This is a genomic window from Mycobacterium sp. (assembly GCF_002863225.1).
Taxonomy (GTDB): Bacteria; Actinomycetota; Actinomycetes; order Mycobacteriales; family Mycobacteriaceae; genus Mycobacterium.
Genome location: NZ_PKEK01000010.1, coordinates 1 through 18,950, shown reverse-complemented (window position 1 = coordinate 18,950; position 18,950 = coordinate 1). Strand labels below are relative to the sequence as shown.

13 protein-coding genes are annotated in these 18,950 nt (G+C 63.9%); 5 read left to right on the top strand and 8 right to left on the bottom strand.

Annotated features, from left to right (window positions below):
- Window positions 1-62: 62 nt before the first annotated feature.
- Together CYU59_RS02115 and CYU59_RS02110 are read right to left on the bottom strand one after the other, a co-directional pair.
- On the bottom strand, window positions 63-455 hold the full coding sequence (locus CYU59_RS02115) for a heme-binding protein (protein WP_292975355.1): 393 nt from the start codon (window positions 453-455) through the stop codon (window positions 63-65).
- A 228-nt stretch (window positions 456-683) separates the two neighbouring features.
- Window positions 684-1,424 (bottom strand): MBL fold metallo-hydrolase, encoded by a 741-nt coding sequence (locus CYU59_RS02110; RefSeq protein WP_292975353.1) that lies wholly within the window; start codon window positions 1,422-1,424, stop codon window positions 684-686.
- 56 nt (window positions 1,425-1,480) lie between these two features.
- Between CYU59_RS02110 and fgd the strand changes: the two genes are divergently transcribed.
- The 3 genes from fgd (at window position 1,481) to CYU59_RS02095 (ending at window position 5,798) form a co-directional block, all read left to right on the top strand.
- Window positions 1,481-2,491 carry a glucose-6-phosphate dehydrogenase (coenzyme-F420) gene (fgd, locus tag CYU59_RS02105; protein WP_292975350.1) on the top strand — a complete coding sequence of 337 codons (1,011 nt, stop codon included), beginning with the start codon at window positions 1,481-1,483 and terminating at the stop codon, window positions 2,489-2,491.
- A gap of 113 nt (window positions 2,492-2,604) precedes the next feature.
- Window positions 2,605-4,659: a phosphate acetyltransferase gene (gene pta, locus CYU59_RS02100; RefSeq protein ID WP_292975623.1), complete on the top strand. Its 2,055-nt coding sequence runs from the start codon at window positions 2,605-2,607 to the stop codon at window positions 4,657-4,659.
- Window positions 4,656-5,798 carry an acetate kinase gene (locus tag CYU59_RS02095; protein ID WP_292975347.1) on the top strand — a complete coding sequence of 381 codons (1,143 nt, stop codon included), beginning with the start codon at window positions 4,656-4,658 and terminating at the stop codon, window positions 5,796-5,798. Before pta ends, CYU59_RS02095 begins: the two co-directional genes overlap by 4 nt.
- 13 nt (window positions 5,799-5,811) lie before the next feature.
- On the opposite strand, the gene CYU59_RS02090 is transcribed toward CYU59_RS02095, so the two are convergent.
- From CYU59_RS02090 to CYU59_RS02075, 4 genes are all read right to left on the bottom strand, one after another.
- The gene (locus CYU59_RS02090) at window positions 5,812-7,461 is read right to left on the bottom strand and encodes a hypothetical protein (RefSeq protein ID WP_292975345.1); all 1,650 of its coding nucleotides are present in this window, start codon (window positions 7,459-7,461) and stop codon (window positions 5,812-5,814) included.
- Between the two features lie 159 nt (window positions 7,462-7,620).
- Window positions 7,621-8,877, bottom strand: a complete 1,257-nt coding sequence (locus CYU59_RS02085) for a trypsin-like peptidase domain-containing protein (RefSeq protein WP_292975341.1) — start codon at window positions 8,875-8,877, stop codon at window positions 7,621-7,623.
- Between the two features lie 135 nt (window positions 8,878-9,012).
- The gene (locus CYU59_RS02080) at window positions 9,013-9,423 is read right to left on the bottom strand and encodes an SGNH hydrolase domain-containing protein (protein WP_292975339.1); all 411 of its coding nucleotides are present in this window, start codon (window positions 9,421-9,423) and stop codon (window positions 9,013-9,015) included.
- A gap of 38 nt (window positions 9,424-9,461) precedes the next feature.
- On the bottom strand, window positions 9,462-11,186 hold the full coding sequence (locus CYU59_RS02075; protein WP_292975336.1) for an acyltransferase family protein: 1,725 nt from the start codon (window positions 11,184-11,186) through the stop codon (window positions 9,462-9,464).
- A 238-nt stretch (window positions 11,187-11,424) separates the two neighbouring features.
- On the opposite strand from CYU59_RS02075, the gene CYU59_RS02070 reads away from it, so the two are divergent.
- Window positions 11,425-12,198, top strand: a complete 774-nt coding sequence (locus tag CYU59_RS02070; RefSeq protein WP_292975333.1) for a TylF/MycF/NovP-related O-methyltransferase — start codon at window positions 11,425-11,427, stop codon at window positions 12,196-12,198.
- On the opposite strand, the gene CYU59_RS02065 is transcribed toward CYU59_RS02070, so the two are convergent.
- Complete coding sequence (locus CYU59_RS02065; RefSeq protein WP_292975330.1) at window positions 12,185-12,982, bottom strand: class I SAM-dependent methyltransferase; 798 nt, start codon at window positions 12,980-12,982, stop codon at window positions 12,185-12,187. The genes CYU59_RS02070 and CYU59_RS02065 overlap by 14 nt on opposite strands.
- A gap of 108 nt (window positions 12,983-13,090) precedes the next feature.
- The gene (locus CYU59_RS02060; RefSeq protein WP_292975327.1) at window positions 13,091-15,742 is read right to left on the bottom strand and encodes a glycosyltransferase; all 2,652 of its coding nucleotides are present in this window, start codon (window positions 15,740-15,742) and stop codon (window positions 13,091-13,093) included.
- A gap of 835 nt (window positions 15,743-16,577) precedes the next feature.
- Between CYU59_RS02060 and CYU59_RS02055 the strand changes: the two genes are divergently transcribed.
- Window positions 16,578-18,950, top strand: a 2,373-nt coding sequence (locus CYU59_RS02055) for a collagen-like protein (protein ID WP_292975325.1), incomplete at its 3' end; no start/stop codon positions are given.

The following is an 18,950-nucleotide window of genomic DNA, read 5'->3' as shown; positions in this document are numbered from 1 at the left end:
ACGTTAGCGCGGGTCTTTCTCGAACGTTCGAACGCCAGCGTCGATTTCGGTAATGGGTGGCCTCAGCCGGCCATGAACTCGTTGTAGGCCGACTCCAGATCGGGCGACAGCACCGAGGTGTTGCACTGTCGCTGGGTGTCACCGATGGGCGCGAGAATGCCTCGCAATTCGACGTACTCCTGCGGGTGCGCGGTGAAATAGTTACGCAGATCTGTCGCTGCCTGGCCGCGCGGCTGATTCCTCGCGGCGGTGACGACCGCGTCAGCTCCCGGGTGGTTGTTCAGGTACTGCGAAGCCGAGCCCGTCACCGCGCTCACTGTGTTCGAGACACCGGCGGCGCTGCAGTCTGGAGCCGCCCAGGCTGTCGGCGCGACGACGGCGCTTGCAGCCAGACCGGCGAGCAGCGAGCAGCAGCCAACGGCATTGCGGCGCGCGGATTTGCCACTGAATTTCATGATGTGTTTTTCCTTTAGGTCGCACTGTGAGTACAGGTTGCCGAGGACCTATAGACCAAGGTACGTGAGACCTGGCGGGCCGCATCGCCGGAAACCATTGCCGCAACGGCAATTCGGGCTATGGATGTGAGCTGCGGTGCACACGAGGCCGCGGGGAGCGAATTTCTCTTAGACTACGTACGCGTCTCTTAAAGAATTCTGATGGCTACGTGATCCGATTGTGACCGGTCAGCGCGCCAGCGCGGCAGCCCGCTCGGTGGCTTCGCGGATCGGACCGCGCCATAAATCGCCGTGGCCGGGCACCAGGAGTTCGGTGTCGAGCAGGGCGAGCGCGGCGAGGCTGCGGATGCAGCCGGCCTGGTCGTGGCTGAACAATTCCGGCAACAGCTGCGGGCCGCTCCGGGCCAGCAGGGCGTGTCCGGTGACCAGTGCGTCACCACTGACCAGCACTCCGTCGACCAGATACGAGCAGTGCCCGCCGGTGTGGCCCGGCGTCGGGATGGCCATCGGGTTGCCCGGCAGTGTGGCCGCCACGTCGGCGGTCAGCGGCAGCGTGCTCGGAATTCCCTCGCGGCTCAACCCGCCGTCACGCACCAGGTGGGCGGTCCACCGCGCCCAGCGGGGCCGCCACAGATTCATCGCCACGTCGATCGGTGATGCCTGCTCGAGGTACTCGCGCTTGGCGTGGCCGACCTCGTCGGCGTGGCAGTACACCGGCGTGTGATGGGCCTTGGCGAACCAGATCGCCGAACCCAGGTGGTCGATGTGGGCGTGGGTCAGCAGAATGGCCCGCACGTCGCCCGGCTGGTATCCGAGTTGGCGCAGCGAGCTGATGACGTCCTCGCGGTCACCCGGATAACCGGCGTCGATCAGGATGACCCCACGTTCATCGGTGACCAGCGTCCAGTTGACCGCGCCGCCCTGGGCGAGGTGCACGTGTTCGGTGACGGCTTTCACTACCGGTGCCATATCCCGGAGTCTAGGCACCGGGCCGCGCGCCGAAGGAGTGGAGTAGAAACGACATCGTGGCTGAACTCAAACTCGGATACAAGGCGTCGGCGGAGCAGTTCGCCCCGCGGGAACTCGTCGAGCTGGCGGTCGCCGCCGAAGAGCACGGCATGGACAGCGCGACGGTCAGCGACCACTTTCAACCGTGGCGACACGAAGGTGGACACGCGCCGTTCTCATTGGCGTGGATGACCGCCGTCGGGGAGCGCACCAAGCGGCTTCAGCTCGGCACTTCGGTGTTGACGCCGACGTTCCGGTACAACCCGGCCGTCATCGCGCAGGCCTTCGCCACCATGGGCTGCCTCTACCCGGACCGGATCTTCCTCGGAGTCGGCACCGGTGAGGCGCTCAACGAGATCGCCACCGGTTACGAGGGAGAGTGGCCGGAGTTCAAGGAGCGCTACGCCCGGCTGCGTGAATCGGTTCGGCTGATGCGTGAACTGTGGCTGGGCGACCGGGTCGACTTCGAGGGCGAGTACTACAAGACCAAGGGCGCCTCGATCTACGACGTGCCCGAAGGCGGCATCCCGATTTACATCGCCGCGGGCGGCCCGCAGGTGGCCAAGTACGCGGGTCGCGCGGGTGACGGATTCATCTGCACGTCCGGCAAGGGCGAGGAGCTCTACAAGGACAAGCTGATCCCCGCCATGCGCGAAGGCGCCGAAGCCGCGGACAAGAACCCCGATGACGTCGACCGGATGATCGAAATCAAGATCTCTTACGACACCGACCCGGAGTTGGCGCTGGAGAACACCCGATTCTGGGCGCCGCTGTCTTTGACCGCAGAGCAGAAGCACAGCATCGACGACCCGATCGAGATGGAGAAGGCTGCCGATGCGCTGCCGATCGAACAGGTCGCCAAGCGCTGGATTGTGGCTTCCGATCCCGACGAGGCCGTCGCCAAGGTCAAGGATTACGTCGACTGGGGCCTCAACCACCTGGTGTTCCACGCGCCGGGACACGACCAGCGCCGCTTCCTGGAGTTGTTCCAGCGGGATCTCGAGCCTCGGTTGCGACGGCTGGGCTGAATCCCGGCGTGCCTTCCAGTTCACCGCAGTCGGCCGGGTCTGATGGGCCGGCCGGGTCTGATGGGCCGGTTCCTCCTCGGGCCTCTACGCGGCCCGCATCGTCGCCGGCCGGCATCTACATCGCCGCGCCGGAAGGTGACAGCGGCAAGTCGGCGATCGCGCTGGGGATCCTGCATCGGCTGGCCGCCACCGTCGCCAAAGTCGGTGTGTTCCGGCCCATCACGCGTGCCGACGGTGGTGATCGCGACTACATTCTCGAACTGCTCCTGGCGCACGCCACCGCGGACCTGCCGTACGAAGACTGTATCGGTGTCGATTACCAGCGGTTGCACGCCGACCGTGACGGCGCGATCGACGACATCGTCGAGCGCTATCACGCGATGGCCGACGGGTGCGACGCGGTGGTCATCGTCGGTAGCGACTACACCGATGTCACCAGCCCCGCCGAGCTGAGCGTCAACGCGCGCATCGCGGTCAATCTGGGCGCGCCAGTGGTGCTGGCGATGCGGGCCAAAGGCCGCAGCGCCGAGCAGTTGGTGCACGCCGTCGAGGTGTGCCTGACGGAGCTGAGCAGTCAGCACGCGCATACTGCCGCCGTCGTCGCCAACCGTTGCGAACCAACGCAATTGGCTGCGATCACCGAGGCGTTGAGAACGCTCGCGCCGAAGACCTACGCGGTGCCAGAGGAGCCCTTGCTGGTGGCACCGACGGTTGCCGATCTGCAGGCGGCGGTCGACGGCACCGTGCTCAACGGTGACAGCGCGCTGATGAACCGCGAGGTGATGGGCGTGGTGGTCGCCGGCATGACCGCCGACCATGTTCTCGAGCGTCTCGATGGGGCCGTGGCGGTGGTTACCCCCGGCGACCGCTCCGACGTGGTTCTCGCGGTCGCGAGCGCCCATGCCGCCGACGGGTTTCCGTCGTTGGCATGCATCATTCTCAACGGTGGCCTCGAGCTGCACCGGTCGACGGGCGCGCTGGTCGCGGGCCTGCGGCTGCGGCTTCCCATCATCGCCACCACGCTGGGCACTTTCGACACCGCCACCGCGGTCGGGTCGGCCCGCGGCCGAGTCACCACGTCGTCGCAGCGAAAAATCGACACCGCGCTGGAGTTGATCGAGACCCACGTCGACCTCGCGGATCTGCTGGCGCAGTTGGCCATTCCGATTCCCAAGGTGACCACACCGCAGATGTTCACCTACCAGTTGCGCGAACGGGCCCGCTCGGACCGCAAGCGCATCGTGTTGCCGGAGGGTGACGACGACCGGATTCTGAAGTCCGCAGGCCGGGTGCTGCAGCGCGGTCTCGCCGACCTCACCATCCTCGGCGACGAAAAGCAGATCCGTGCTCGCGCAGCCGAACTCGGCGTCAATGTGGACGACGCAACGGTGTTCGACCCTCGAACCAGCGAACTGTGCGACCAGTTCGCCGAGCAGTATGCCCAGCTTCGCGCCAAGAAGGGCATCACCGTTGAGCAGGCCCGCGAGGTCATCCACGACGTCTCGTATTTCGGCACCATGTTGGTGCACAACGGCATGGTCGACGGCATGGTGTCGGGGGCGGCGCACACGACGGCGCACACCGTTCGCCCGGCTTTCGAGATCATCCGCACCGCGCCCGGTATCTCGACGGTGTCCAGCGTGTTCCTGATGTGCCTGCCTGATCAGGTGCTGGCCTTCGGCGACTGCGCGATCGTCCCCGACCCGACCGTCGACCAGCTCGCCGACATCGCGATCAGCGGGGCACAGACCGCGGCGCAGTTCGGCATCGAACCGCGGGTGGCGATGCTGTCGTACTCCACCGGCGAATCGGGCACGGGCGCCGATGTCGACAAAGTAAGGGAAGCAACCGGATTGGTCCGCAGCCGGTCTCCGGAGCTGCTGGTAGAAGGACCCATCCAGTACGACGCCGCCGTCGAGCCTTCGGTCGCGGCCACCAAGCTGCGCGACTCCCCGGTGGCCGGCCGGGCCACCGTGCTGATTTTCCCCGATCTCAATTCAGGCAACAACGCCTACAAGGCGGTGCAGCGCAGCGCCGGCGCGATCGCGATCGGCCCGGTGCTGCAAGGCTTGAACAAGCCGGTCAACGACCTGTCACGGGGTGCTCTCGTCGAAGACATCGTCAACACGGTCGCGATCACCGCGATCCAGGCGCAGGGTGTCACATGACGAGTACCGTGCTCGTACTCAACGCCGGCTCGTCATCGCTGAAATATCAACTGATCGAACCCGATTCGGGTAGATCACTGGCCGACGGCACCGTCGAGCGCATCGGTGAGCCGTCGTCGCCGACCACGGATCACGCCGCCGCACTGCAGGTGGCGTTCGACGCGTTGTCCGACGGTGGTATCGATCTGAAAACGTGCGGGCTGGTCGCGGTTGGGCACCGGGTGGTGCACGGCGGGCCGGTGTTCTACCAGCCCACCGTCGTCAACGCCGACGTCATTGCCGAGCTGAAACAGCTGTCGATGCTTGCGCCGCTGCACAATCCGCCCGCCTTGCAAGGCATCGAGGTCGCCCGCGCGATGCTGCCGGAGGTTCCGCACGTCGCGGTGTTCGATACCGCCTTCTTCCACAACCTTCCTGGCGCCGCGGCGACCTACGCCATCGATCGCGAAGTCGCAGAGAAGTGGCACATCCGGCGATACGGGTTCCACGGCACATCCCATCGCTACGTCGGCGAGCAGGCCGCCGCGTTCCTGGAGCGACCCTGGGACGAGCTGAATCAGATTGTGCTGCATCTGGGTAACGGCGCGTCCGCAGCCGCGATCGCCGGTGGGAGGCCGGTGGAGACGTCGATGGGACTGACGCCGCTGGAAGGTCTGGTGATGGGAACCCGCAGCGGTGACATCGATCCGGGCATCATCAGCTACTTGCATCGCGAAGCGGGCATGAGCGTCGACGACGTCGGGTCCATGCTCAACAACCGTTCCGGGTTGCTCGGCCTTGCCGGCGAGCGGGATTTTCGGCGGTTGCGGGCGATGATCGAGAACGGCGACAGCGCAGCGCAATTGGCTTATGACGTGTTTGTGCACCGACTGCGCAAATACGTCGGCGCGTATCTGGCGGTTCTGGGTCGCGCCGATGCCATCAGTTTCACGGCCGGCGTCGGAGAAAACGACGCCGCGGTCCGCCTGGACGTTCTGCGTGGGCTGGAAGGCCTTGGTATCGAGCTCGATGAGCAGCGAAACTCACAGCATGCCAGCGGGGCTCGGCGAATTTCTGCCGATTCCTCGCCGGTCGCCGTGCTGGTGATCCCGACCAACGAGGAGCTGGCGATCGCCCGCGACTGTCTCAGCGCGATCTAGGACTCGTCCGGTGTCAGCCGGTGAACAAGTTCGCCAGGCTGGTGGCAATCAGGTCCGTCCAGTCGAGCGGCAAAGTCGCGGTGATCGCCAACGGTCCGTCGCCCAGGATGCTCTCCATGGTGGCGTTGAAAATGGAACCGAGATTCATGATCGCGTCCGGCGCAAGGAAGTTGCCGATGCCGTCGCTGCTCACCGTTCCGGTGACCGGTGCGGCGATGCTGGCCATGCTGCCGAGAATGGCCATCTGGTGCATGGCCAAATCCCAGACGTACGCGGGCACACCTGGTGCGGTTACATCCGGCAGCCCGATCGTTCCCGCGATGTCAGTCGGGATGCTCGGAATTTCCGGGATCGTCGGAATCGTCAGGCTGACCTCACCGATCGCATCGATGTCGACTCCGGGAATCGCGTTGATCAGGTCGATGACACCGTCGACGGCTCCAATGAAGGGGTTGACGACAGCGTCCAACGTGCCGCTCACGAAAGTGTTGAGGTAGCCGATGAGTTCGCTCACTGCGGAGTTGACCGAGTCGATGGCGGTGTTGATCCCGCTGATCACGTCACCGACGACGGGGATTCCCAGTAGGTCGAGGTCGATGTTGATGCTGTCCGGACCCAGGATGGTCAGCGCGTCCGTGACCGGCGGCGCGTCGACACCGCTGCCCGGGATCGTCGACGTCACCGTCAGCAGTTCGTGGGCCAATGTCTGCTGAGTCTGAAGCAGCGACGCCAGAGTGCCGGTGATCATCGGAGCGGTACCCAGGAAGCTCGGCGAGGCGCCGTCGCCGAACCCGCCGACATTCTCAGTGAACGCCGCAAACGGATTGGTGAGCAGGCCGAAATACGGCGTGATGGCGACATTCGTCGTTTCGTTGAACGGAGCGTTCAGTGTGTAGGCGTCCCCGACTGACGGCACGATCCCGTTCAAGCCGTCAGGGCTGGCCGAGACGATCGGGTAGCCGTTGAGGTAGCTGTTCAGAATCGTCGAAGGCGCCAGCGACAAGTAACCGCCTATCGCCGTCAGGTCGTTGCCGATGTCGGTCAGATCGGTCTGGAACGCGTCGACCGAGAAGGTCCCGTCCGTGAACAGCGTCTGGAGTTGGGTGGAGATGCTGCTGAATTGGGTGCCGATGTCGTTGAACGACGGAAGCATGTTCTGGCGAATGCCCTCCCAGCCGACCTGGGCGGCGTTCGACGCGAAGTTCGATGCGATCGCGTTCTGCAGGACGAGGGTCAGCACCGACACTGGGTTGGTCACCGGGTTTGAGAAGAAGTCGGGTAGCGGCGGTAGCGGGGTGTTCGGGTCCAGTGCGCCGTTCTGCGCGGTCACTGCGGCCGAGTAGGTGGCGAGCGCCTGCAGCTGCGTCACGAGGTCGTTGAAGACCTTCGGCACACCCTCGGAGTAGACGGCCGAAGGCAGCGAGAACAGGTTGGTGCTCTGCCCGTACATCTCCATCAGGCCGTTCCAGTTGGCGGTCGTGTTGGCGACCATTTCGTCCCATCCGACCTCGGGGAAGAACAAGTCGCCGTGCTCGATGGTGGTTAGCTGGACCGGCAGATCAAGGATGTGGTGCGGCGGCGCCGCGGTGGGGGTGATCGCGATCAGGCTGGCGCTGACCAGGGCGATTCCGCCGCTGATGGCAGGACGAGAAGTACGGGTCACAGCGATCTCCTTGGACGTTTCATCCGACTAGTCGGACATAACATACCTGAGGTTTAGCTTAGGAGTTTGCTAAACAGCTCAGATTCTTCTCAGCTGTCGACCGGTGACGTGCGGAGAGGCGACACGGCGACGACCGATGATGCGAGCGTCTGTGCGAAACTACTTATCCGGGTACGGCGTGACGGTCAGCATGACGGTGTGTCCGTTCCGTATCACCTCGACCGGTGCCGGCTGACCGATCGTGAGAAGACGGACCGCGACGACAAATTCATCGGCGTCGCTGACAGAACGGTCGCCGACCTTGACGATCACGTCGCCCGGGAGAATTCCGGCATTCTTCGCCGGACTCTCGGCAGTCACGGCTGCCACCTGAGCGCCGAAGTCGGTAGCCTCGCTCACCGGTCGGATGGCGACCCCGAGCTTCGGGTGATTGATGTGACCGTCCTGAATCAGCACAGCGGCGACAGCCTTGGCCTCGTTGATCGGAATGGCGAAGCCCGGCCCGCCCGCGCATGTCTGGATCTGACACGCGGTATTGATGCCGATGACTTTCGCATTCATGTCGATCAGCGGGCCGCCCGAGTTGCCATGGTTGATCCCGGCGTCGGTTTGAATGGCATCGATCACGGTGTCGCCCAGAGGCACTGGCCGGTGCATGGCACTGACGATGCCGTGCGTCACCGAGGTACGTAACCCCAGCGGCGAGCCGACCGCGAGTACCAGGTCACCCACCTGAACTCGGTCGGAATCACCGAGTTCCGCGACGGCGAGGTTGTCGACGTTGTCGATCTTCAGAACGGCCAGGTCGGTTTTGGGATCTCGGCCGACAAGGTTGGCCAGTACCTTACGGCCGTCATTGAATATCACCGAGACCGTGCGCAGTTCGAGTTTGTTGACCGCCTGCGAGATCCCGTGGTTGTTGGTCACGATGTAGCCGCGGCTGTCGATGACGAGTCCCGAACCATAAGAGCCGACCTTGTCTTTGACTCTTACGTCCTCGATATAGACAACTGAATTTTTGGCGGTCGTAGCAATTTTGGCGAAGCCGCGCGTCGATGGCTCGTCGAACCCGTTGAAGATCGATTTAACCCTCGATATGGCGAGCGCCTCGGCGATTCTGGCGTTCCCGCGAAATATCCAGCCGCCGGCGAAACCGATCAGCAGCGCGACAATCGTGGCCAGTGCGATCGTGGTATGCGAATGTGACGCTTTGCGTCTGTTTCGGCCGTTGCTCGCCGACCCCGCCGTCTCGCCGGCGAGCTCAGCCCGAGCCGCGGCGGGCGCCTCCAGCGCTGGTGAGCCGAGGGGTGCTACCGCGTTTGGGTTGCGCCAAAAATCCTCGGGTGGGGGGATATTCGGACCGGCGCCGCTAATTCGCTGCGGATAGCCGCTGGGATGATTCTGGCTGGATTTCACGGCAACCTCTTCCGGGCGCTCCGCAGGAGGCACGCCACGTACAGACTGTTGCCGTCGCTGAGTACCAGTCGACCCTACTCCCGTCTGCGCCGATGATGGGCGTCTTTCTGCGACGTCATATCGGCAGACGCCTACTCAGCGAGCGGAGACTGCCCGGTCCGCCAGAGGTCCGATGGCGGGCGCCATGAGTTGCGAGTATTCGAGTGAGATGTGATTCCGGTCGAAGTAGACCATCGTGTTGCCGACGATTACCGGGCAGCGATCGGCAGCGCAGAAGAGATCGGTGATGTCCGTGTACTGACCACCTGCCACGTCGACCGCAGCCGCCTCGGCCGCGATTCCGGTTTGGTTCACCGCTACCGATTTCTCCGGTGAGCACGCGGTTGCATCATCGAGATGTATGGACAAGCACTCGGGCACACGGGATTGCGGATCGGGGATCGGCCCGAGTACGAGAACCCCTGCGCCGGTGGCGCGTAGCTGCCGCACCAAGGTGGTAAGTCGGTCGATCCAGACCGTGTCGTAGGCCGTGAATCGAGCGGGCACATCCGGAGCACCGTATCGGCGCCACACGCTGAGCACGATCAGCTGCGATGTTCCTTCTGCAGCCGGGCGGTGACGTCGTTGCGCCATTGCTCACATTCGGTGTAGGGGCGGCCCGAAATGATGGTCGGCAAGTCCATCACCGGACAATTACCCTTGGCCATCATTTCCAGGCGCCAATGCCGCTGCGCGGCAACCTCTTGCAATGCCGGCGTCCACATCGCCCCGTTTGAATCGCCGATGAGGGCAACGGTCGTCGACGACGACGTGTCGGCCATCGCGCATTCGGGCACTCCGACTTCCAAGAAGTTTCGCAGGCAACCATCGAAGAACAAGCGCTGCGGTTCGCCGGCCGCGCCCTCCAGGGAAGGGTCGAGATTCGAAGGCACGTCTGGCAGGTCCGCGGATTCCGCGACGGCGGTCTGCACCTGTGCAAAGGCCCGCTGGATCGCCTTGTTGTATTCGTCGGCTGTCGCGTTCACCAACGGTGTTCCTGCGGTGACGTCCAAGGCCTGCGCCGCCACGCTCCGACCGACGGGCGCGGGGATGAGCATCAGCATCACGAAGCCGACACACGCGGCGGCGGCGGTCGCGACGGCACCGAGTGCGAGACTGGCTTTCGCCGAACGACGCAGCCGAGCGGCGTATCGCAACGGGTTTTCGACGACGTGCAATGTCAACACGGCCAGTCCACCGGAGATGGCGACCGCGGCCAGCCGATCCGCCAAACCAACTGGGCGATCCAGTAATAACGGCACGAAGAGGAGTATCGGCCAGTGCCACAGGTACCACGAGTAGGACAGTCGTCCTATCGCCCGTAGTGGTCCCCACGCCAGGACGCGACCACACCCGTCGGATGGCGCCGCGCATCCTGCGCCAAGCACCAGCAGCGTGCCGAGCAATGGCACGAGAGCTGCGGTCCCAGGGTACGGCGTGGTCGGTCGAAATCGGTTACATGCCAGCAGTATTAGTGCAAAGCCCGCCCACCCGATAGCGATGGCGGGTGTTTTCGGAAGCCGGCGCCAGTGGTGGGCGGTGAGCGCCAGTAGGCAGCCGGCGGCCAAGTCCCAGGCCCGCGAGGGGAGGGAAAAGTAAGCCATGGATGGCATTACATCGGTGGCCCACAGCGAGTAGGCGAAGGAGGCGCCCCCGATCAGAATGAGCAACACGATGTACGGACTCTTCGACGGCGCTGCCGGCAGCTTGGCGCCTCGCCGCCCACGCATGGTGAGCCAGGCCGTACCCACCAGCAGAACCGGCCAAATCAGATAGAACTGCTCTTCGACGCCCAATGTCCAGAAGTGCTGAAACGGCGAAGGAGCCCGGTCGGCGGCAAAATAGTCAACCCCTTGGAAGGCGAATCGGTAATTGCCGACGTAGAGAGCACAGGCGATGCCGTCGCCGATCACGTTGCGAAGTTGCATCGGAGGCAACAGGATTGCCGAACCGATCATGGTGATGGTGCCTATGAGTGCCGAGACGGGAAGCAGACGGCGAGCCCGTCCCGCATAAAACCGGCGCAGTCCTACGGAGCCTGTGGTGTCGATGTCTTTCCACAATTGCCCGGTGATGACGAAGCCCGAAATGATGAAGAAGATGTCGGGTCCGACGAACCCGCCGCCCGCGCCCGGCACTTCGGCATGAAAACCGAGGATCGCCAATAGCGTTACGGCACGTAGGCCCTCGATGTCCGGACGGAATCCGGGTTGGGCGGGGCGCCCGCCCTGCGCATGTCGAGGAGGGCTGACGATCGAAGTCTGCACCATAGCCACCAGCTGTTTGAAGGCATGCCTTTTCAGGAGAAGCTCTATCACAGGTCTCGACCGGATGACCGAGTTCCAGAAAGTTCAATCGGTGCCTGGAGCGGGGGCTGTGATGGGCCGTCGCGTTCACGGCGTATCGCACATATCGCGAAACCAATTCATCTACTCTTGCCAGAGCGTCGACAACTTCAGTCCACATCTCGTCCCGAGAAGCGACGCTCAGTTAGGAATCTGGTCCACGATGAGTGACGGACGCGGCCGAATGGTCCAGCGCTACCTCAATCTGCTCGAGGCCTCGTTGACCGGCATGCTTTTCGAGGATGCCCCCTGCGACATCTGGTCCGGCGGTGAGTTCGACCCGAACAAGCGACTCTTGGGCAAGGATTGGCCGTCACTGTCATTTTCCATGATCGGAAGCGTCCGTATGCGGAACCTACGCCACGCGTGCGAGACGGTGCTCCTGGACGGCATCAAAGGTGACTTCATCGAGACCGGAGTCTGGCGGGGAGGCGCCTGCATTCTCATGAAGGGAATCTTGGAAGCCTACGGCGACGACGCGCGTCGCGTCTTCGTCGCGGACAGCTTCGCGGGGCTGCCGCCACCGGACCCTGAAAGTTTCCCCGCCGATACCGGCGATCAGCACCACACCCATACCCGCCTGCAGGTGTCTCGCGATGACGTCGAAGACAACTTCCGGCGCTTCGGTCTTCTGGACGAAAGGGTTGTCTTTCTCGAAGGATGGTTCAAGGACACTCTGCCGGGCGCCGCTATCGACCGGCTCGCTGTCTTGAGGCTCGACGGCGATATGTATGAGTCGACGATAGAAGCGCTAGATGCCCTCTACCGCAAGGTTTCCTACGGTGGGTTCGTGATAGTCGACGACTATTTCCTTCCGCCATGTGCGAAAGCCGTTCACGATTTCCGCGATCGTCACGGGATTACGTCGCCGATCTTGCCCATTGATGGAACCGGGACCTACTGGCGCGTCGACCACAAACCGATCAAAAGATGCTGAATAGTTCGGTCAGTCGGTCGGGTTGTTCGCAGAGCGGACGCGAGTCGGTCAGTCTGAGGTCGTCCCAGAACGACTTCAGCTGAATCTCGTCCATGGGTAGGGCCGCGTGCTTGTCGACGATTTCGTAGTAATGATCCGCGAGCACGCGCGATTTGGGGTCGAGCCCCGTTATTGCGACCAAACCCGTCGGCGGACAGTCGAGTATGTGAAGCCTGAGGTCTGGTCGGTACTCCTTGAGAATCGGCAGCAGCTTCCACACGTCGCCAGTCCAGAAGAACGCTGTCTCGCCCTCGGTGGCCTCGCCTTGCTGATACACCCGCAACGCCATCCGCGGATTCAACGGCACGCAGTCGTGCAGCAGTATCAGTGAGCGAGAATGGCAGGCGGCTTCGGCGCCAATCAGATCGCGCAGCAGAAATTCGAACCGGTGCATGCCATCCAGGAAAGCCATATCGACTGGGCCACCAAGCAAACCGGGTATGTCTTCTGAGGCGAAGAAAGCATCCGACGGCATCTGAAAGAAAAATGTACGTCGACGGTTGCCGGTAGCCCCGGCGCGCAGCTGGAATCTCGGGTCCACCGCAATCGCGTCACAATTGACGATTTCCAGCGAGGTCCCGTTCTCGGTCCCGACTTCCAAGTAGGTGCGCGGCGCGAGGTTGGCGTGCAAAGCCGTCAGAAATTCCAGGTATGGCACGCCAAGCATCTGGAATGTGCCACTCGCCTGATTGAAATCGTGCACCTTCCCGGCCCCCTCACGTGCGCGACTGAATTCGAATCGCATCGAGCTCCGCGGGTAACGGTAACAGTTACCGGCACGTTCGATGCCTCGTTGGCGGTTCCGCTTTGGGGCACAATCCGTTGGCGCACAGCAGCAAAAGGGACCGCGCCGCTATGTGCGATCTGACGCCAGAACGCGACGGAAGATGTCTACTTGGCTACGAGCCGAGAAGGCTTTGTAGCCACGTTCGCCGAGCTCGCGGCGGGCGGACTCGTCACCGCAGAGTTGCACGCATCGGTCAACGAGTTCGTCGTACTCGGCGAAGGCTATGCCGGCCTCGAGGTCACGTGTCTCGGCAGAATCTGAGCCGCGCTCCGACACCACGACACGTCTGTTGGCCAGAAGGTAAGACACGCGCGCGATTTCGAAGACCTGTGCCTTGTAGTAGCTCAGATGGATGTTGATGACGACTTTGGAGCGGGCGATCCACGCGTCACGCTCAGCGCCGTAGACGCCGAACAGTTCTTTAACGTCCAGGCCTCGACTACGCAAGCCGTCAAGTACTGCGCGCCGGCGCGGGTCACTGTTCGATCCATAGAACAGTACGTCGATGTCCTCGTGGCCTGGGCTGATTCGAGTCAGTTCCGGGACATACCCGATTGGGACGTGCGTGATATCCGGAACGTCAAGCGCCGTCAGGCGGTCGATGTTGCTCTGACTGTAGTCCCAAACCGGGAAGCGCCGGAACAGGTCGAGCAGCTTGGGCGTCATCCAGACCGACTCGGCCGACTCGAAATAGACCTGCTCGAGATTGAACAGGATGGGGTTTTGAGGGGGTGCGATGTCGAAGGTAGCGAGGAGGTTGGGGCCGAGAACGATGGTGCGACGGTCGTCCATGTCGAGGCGGTTCGTCAGGACCGAGTCGTAGCCGAGTGTTGAAAGTGCATAGTGGAAGCCCTCGGCGATTTCGCGGAATACCTCGCTGTGCTGGTAGTCGGGGGGAGAGACGACAGCGACGGCGAATCGCGTCGACGAGCGGACGGTGAGACGTCCGGCCACGTCGGGTTGATTCACCGTCGGCTGCGGTGGCGCGGCGCCCGAGTGGATGCAGAGTACTTCGTCGAGTGTGGCCGTCATCGAGTGTTGGTTCGCGACGCCGCGGGAGTCCATTCGCGTCGTATCGAACATCGCCGGACCGACAGCAGCGGAGTCGGTCAATACGTAGCGGCCGGCTTCGGGAGTGCGGCGTACGGTTGCTTCCTCGGCGCAGGTGCCGGTCAGCTGGGCCGCATCGGTGAAGTTGATTCCTGCTTGGAATACTCGTGTTTCGGCGTCGAGGACGGCAGCCAGCCGGGTGATGTAGTTCTCGGCCGCAAAGAACTGCCAGCCGAAACCCAGGTGTAGCCACAGACGTCCGTCGACACTGTTGCGCAGTCGTGCGAGTTGGGCGTCAGGACTGTCTCCGGGCACGTCCGGAATGAAATCGACTAGCGGGTAACGGGACTGCAGCGTCGCGCGATCTTGAGCGGTCAACCCGGCATCGAGGATCAGGACGCGTTTGATCCGCCATGCGTCGAGACAGCAATGCAGAAATGTATTCAGCGTCTGTTCGGTGGTGCCCTGATCGGGCCCGGCTAGCAAGCTCACCACCGCGTCAGCGTTGTCGGAGTTGGGGATGAGGCGCCGCACCACCGCCTCCGGGTATGCCAATGCAGATTCGACCAGGCTCGGGACACTGAAGTCGCGATTGCCGGCGACCCGGCGCCGGTCGTCGTCGGGGACACCGGGGCGGGCCACGAGTTGTCGGCACAGGTCGAATGCCTCGGCGTGCTTGCCAATCCAGCTCGCGCAGATCGCTTGTTCATCGGCCGCACGCCAGGTGTAGACGTCCGCGCTGACGAAGAGGTTGTCTTCACCAGGCAGCGGGATTTGAGTGGCCCGCTGGGCGAAAAGGTAACCGAGCTCGAAACGTCTCTCGAGGCGATACCGGCGAGCCAGGAGATGCAGCGGTTCAGCTCGGGTCGGCCGGTACTCCCAGGCCCTCAAGTACGCGTCCTGTACGTCGGGCCACGGTTCTACTAGTTGCGCCATCGACTCCGCGACCCGCCACTTGGAGTAGTAGATCTCTTGGTCCCAGCCGTCCATTTCGGCCCGCCGCGCGTACCATTTGCGCGCGTTGACGAAATCTCCCAAATCGTAATAACTTTGGGCCAGATAGAACACCGATCGAGTGTCTTCGGGGTTACGTTCGACCTCGGCGAGCAAGAGGTCGCGATCGCGGGCATACTTGCGAGCGTCCTGGCTGCGGGAGCCGAGCCGGCGCGATTCGATGTAGTACTCGCCGGGCAGCAGCGCTTGCACTTGGCCCGGTTCTCCGGCGATACCCTCGTGCACCACACCCTCGTAGCGCACCCGCGCCCCGTCGCGAAACAGCTGCGGCCGCCAGTAAGTGAACTCGGCTCGTCCGATGCGCATGCTGTAGATGTCGGCGCTCAGATCAGCGAAATCCGGTGTGCCTATTACTATGTCGTCGGCGTCGATCACCCAGATGTAGTCGCCGTGACCCTGGGCGAGAACCAACGCTTCGGTGCGGTTGTGTCCGAAGTTGCGCCACGGGCGTTCGTGTAGCTCACCGCGGATGCCGAGCCGTGACATGTGGCTGCGAATCGCGTCCTGGGTTCCGTCGTCTGAGCCGGTGTCGACGATCACCCACGAAGTGATGTACGGCGCCACCGAGTCGAGAACCTCATGGACGATGTGCGCCTCGTTCCGGACAATCATGTTCAGGCAGATCGCGGGACGCGCGATCACCGGCTCGGGCACAGTGCCAAATCGTAGGCGGGAACTGCGGAACCCGTCGCGGATCGGAAAACTGCAAGACTCGTCCCTCGGATAATTGCGTGGGCGAACAAGATTCGGCCCAAGGCTGTAGTCGGCGGAGTACGTGAAGTGTGAGTCGAATCGTGGCTGGGATGCAAGGCGTCGACATGGACTCACGACGAGTCCGGGCCGCTGCGCCGTCGTCGTTCAGCGTTCGGACGTCAGGACGCCGTTCCACTGGCCGATCGAGGAAAGGCCGATTCCTGGGCCGCACCAGCAGAGCGCACAGAAACTTCAAACCTGAGTTTAAGCTGAGAAAGTGGTCAGGTCGAGTTGCCCCGGCTTGAGTGGGAGCTCGTCGATGGGTCCAGGGGAGTGGTTTGCCGCCCGCTCCGACCCGCGGGATAGAGGGTTGCGCGCTCAAAATCCCTGTTCAGCGACCTGTAGAAAAATTCCTCCGAGAATTTGGAGCATTTCGATTGTGGGATTGCCCACAAAGTCGTACCTTAGCAAAACCTGAGAAGAATCTACCTGCAAGCCGGGAGGGGCAATGCGTGGTTGCAACGGCACCGCTCTAGCCGCGTCCCGAGGTGCCCGCCACAGTCGCCACCGCGGCTGCTTACCGGAGGACCTTTCGGCCTGTTTAACGGGATTTTCTCAGGGTCTTTCGATTGCCTCTCACGACGCCGGCTGCAGTGATCAGGGTTTGACCCAGTGGTCATCGCAGAGGAGCCCGGCTAGCAGTGCCTCAGCCAAACTGAGGCTTTTTAGCCTGGTTTAAAGCCAAAACTGAGTCCTGTCTCAGCTGGACCTCAAGTCGCGTTCGAAGGGGAACACCATGGCTGGTCGACACGCCAAGAAGAAGGCGAAGCGGCGGTCAAGTAAGGCGCTAGAGCGTGGCGTCGGCAAAGTCATTGGTCTCAGCGGTGCAACCAGCGCGTTCATCACTTTCGGGCTAGGCCCGATCCTCAGCGTCCCGCCGGCCAAAGCCGATGGGATCGAAGACCTCGTTATCGACCCCATCATCAACTCGCTCTCGAGTGTCGACCCCGCACTCGCTCTCGATCTGACCAGCTGGCTCGACAGTCTTGATGCCGCCTTGGCCAGCGCCGCAACCTTCGATCCGGCGAGTGTGGACGCCGCACTGGGCTCACTGAACATCGACCCGTCATTTGTCGACTCCGCGCTCGTGGGGGTGTCGAGTCCCGATGCCATGAGCTCGGCAGCTGTCTCGACCGATTTCGCGCAGCTGTACGAGACGTACATCTATGAACCGATTCATGCATTCCAGCAGGACTGGATCAACGGCACGACCTTCTTGGGTCCCCTAACCATCCAGTGGGACAACAGTTTCAACTTGTTCTGGTCCCAAATCGGGGGGACCGGCATCCTGATCGGCAACGGCGCCGACGGCATCGACGGTGGGACACTTGCTGCGGCCACAGGCGAAGCGGGCGGATTGTGGTTCGGTGACGGCGGAGACGGCGGCACCGACATCTTCGGTGTGGGTGGTGCCGGTGGCGATGCCTACTTCGGGAACGCGGGCGACGGCGGAGATGCGCTGTTAGGCGGAGCCGGTGGGGACGGTGGCGACACCCTTTACGGCATCGCGGGTGACGGCGGCGACGGTGGCGCCGGCGTTTTGCTGGGTGACGGCACCGGGGGCGCTGGCGGCGACGGTGGTGACGGCGGCAACGTCACCGGTTTCTTCTTCGGCAACGGCGGCGACGGCGGCCTGGGCGGCGATGGCGCCAGCGGTGCCAATGGAAGCAACGGTGTGTTGCTGGGCGTCCCGGGCGGGCCCGGCCACGCGGGCGGTGACGGTGGCGATGGCGGCGTCGGCGGTTATGGCGCAACGCTTATCGGCAACGGCGGTAACGGTGGCGCCGGCGGCGATGCCGGCAACGGCGGCTTCGGCGGAGCCGGTGGCCCAGGGGCTGTCGGCGGTGTGGGCGGCTACGCGGGTGACGGTGGGCTCGGTGGCGACGGCGGCCAGGGCGGGATCTTCGGTCACGACGGGGTTGCCGGAGCGGATGGTGACGACGGCCATGCCGGCGGTGGCGGTCCGGGTGGCCCTGGCGCTACAGGCGCCACGGGTGCGACTGGTGCCACGGGTGCAACCGGCGCGACTGGCTCCACCGGCGCAACGGGTTCGACTGGCGCAACGGGTGATACGGGTGCCACCGGATCTACGGGTTCGACTGGCGCAACTGGCGCAACTGGATCTACGGGTGCGACGGGATCGACGGGTGCCACGGGCGCGACGGGATCGACGGGATCGACGGGTGCCACGGGATCCACTGGTGCGACCGGTGACACCGGGGCTACGGGTGCGACCGGATCTACGGGTGCGACCGGGGCTACAGGTTCGACTGGTGCGACGGGTTCCACGGGCGCGACGGGATCCACTGGTGCGACCGGTGACACCGGGGCTACGGGTGCGACCGGCGCAACGGGTTCGACTGGCGCGACCGGATCTACGGGTGCGACGGGTGCCACCGGTGCCACGGGATCCACTGGTGCGACCGGTGACACCGGGGCTACGGGTGCGACGGGATCGACTGGTGCGACCGGTGAAACCGGGGCGACCGGTGCGACCGGTGCCACGGGATCCACGGGCGCCACTGGGGCGACGGGTGCCACTGGTGACACCGGATCGACGGGTGCGACGGGATCGACTGGTGCGACCGGTGAAACCGGGGCGACCGGTGCCACGGGTGCCACGGGTGCAACGGGCGCCACTGGGGCGACGGGGTCCACGGGTGCCACTGGTGACACCGGATCGACGGGTGCGACGGGATCGACTGGTGCGACCGGTGAAACCGGGGCGACCGGGGCGACCGGTGCGACCGGTGCCACGGGTGCAACGGGCGCCACTGGGGCGACGGGTGCCACTGGTGACACCGGATCGACGGGTGCGACGGGATCGACTGGTGCCACCGGTGAAACCGGCGCGACCGGTGCCACGGGTGCAACGGGCGCCACTGGGGCGACGGGTGCCACTGGTGACACCGGATCGACGGGTGCGACGGGATCGACTGGTGCCACCGGTGAAACCGGCGCGACCGGTGCGACCGGTGCCACTGGCGCGACGGGGTCCACGGGTGCCACTGGTGACACCGGATCGACGGGTGCGACGGGATCGACTGGTGCCACCGGTGAAACCGGGGCGACCGGTGCGACCGGTGCCACGGGATCCACGGGCGCCACT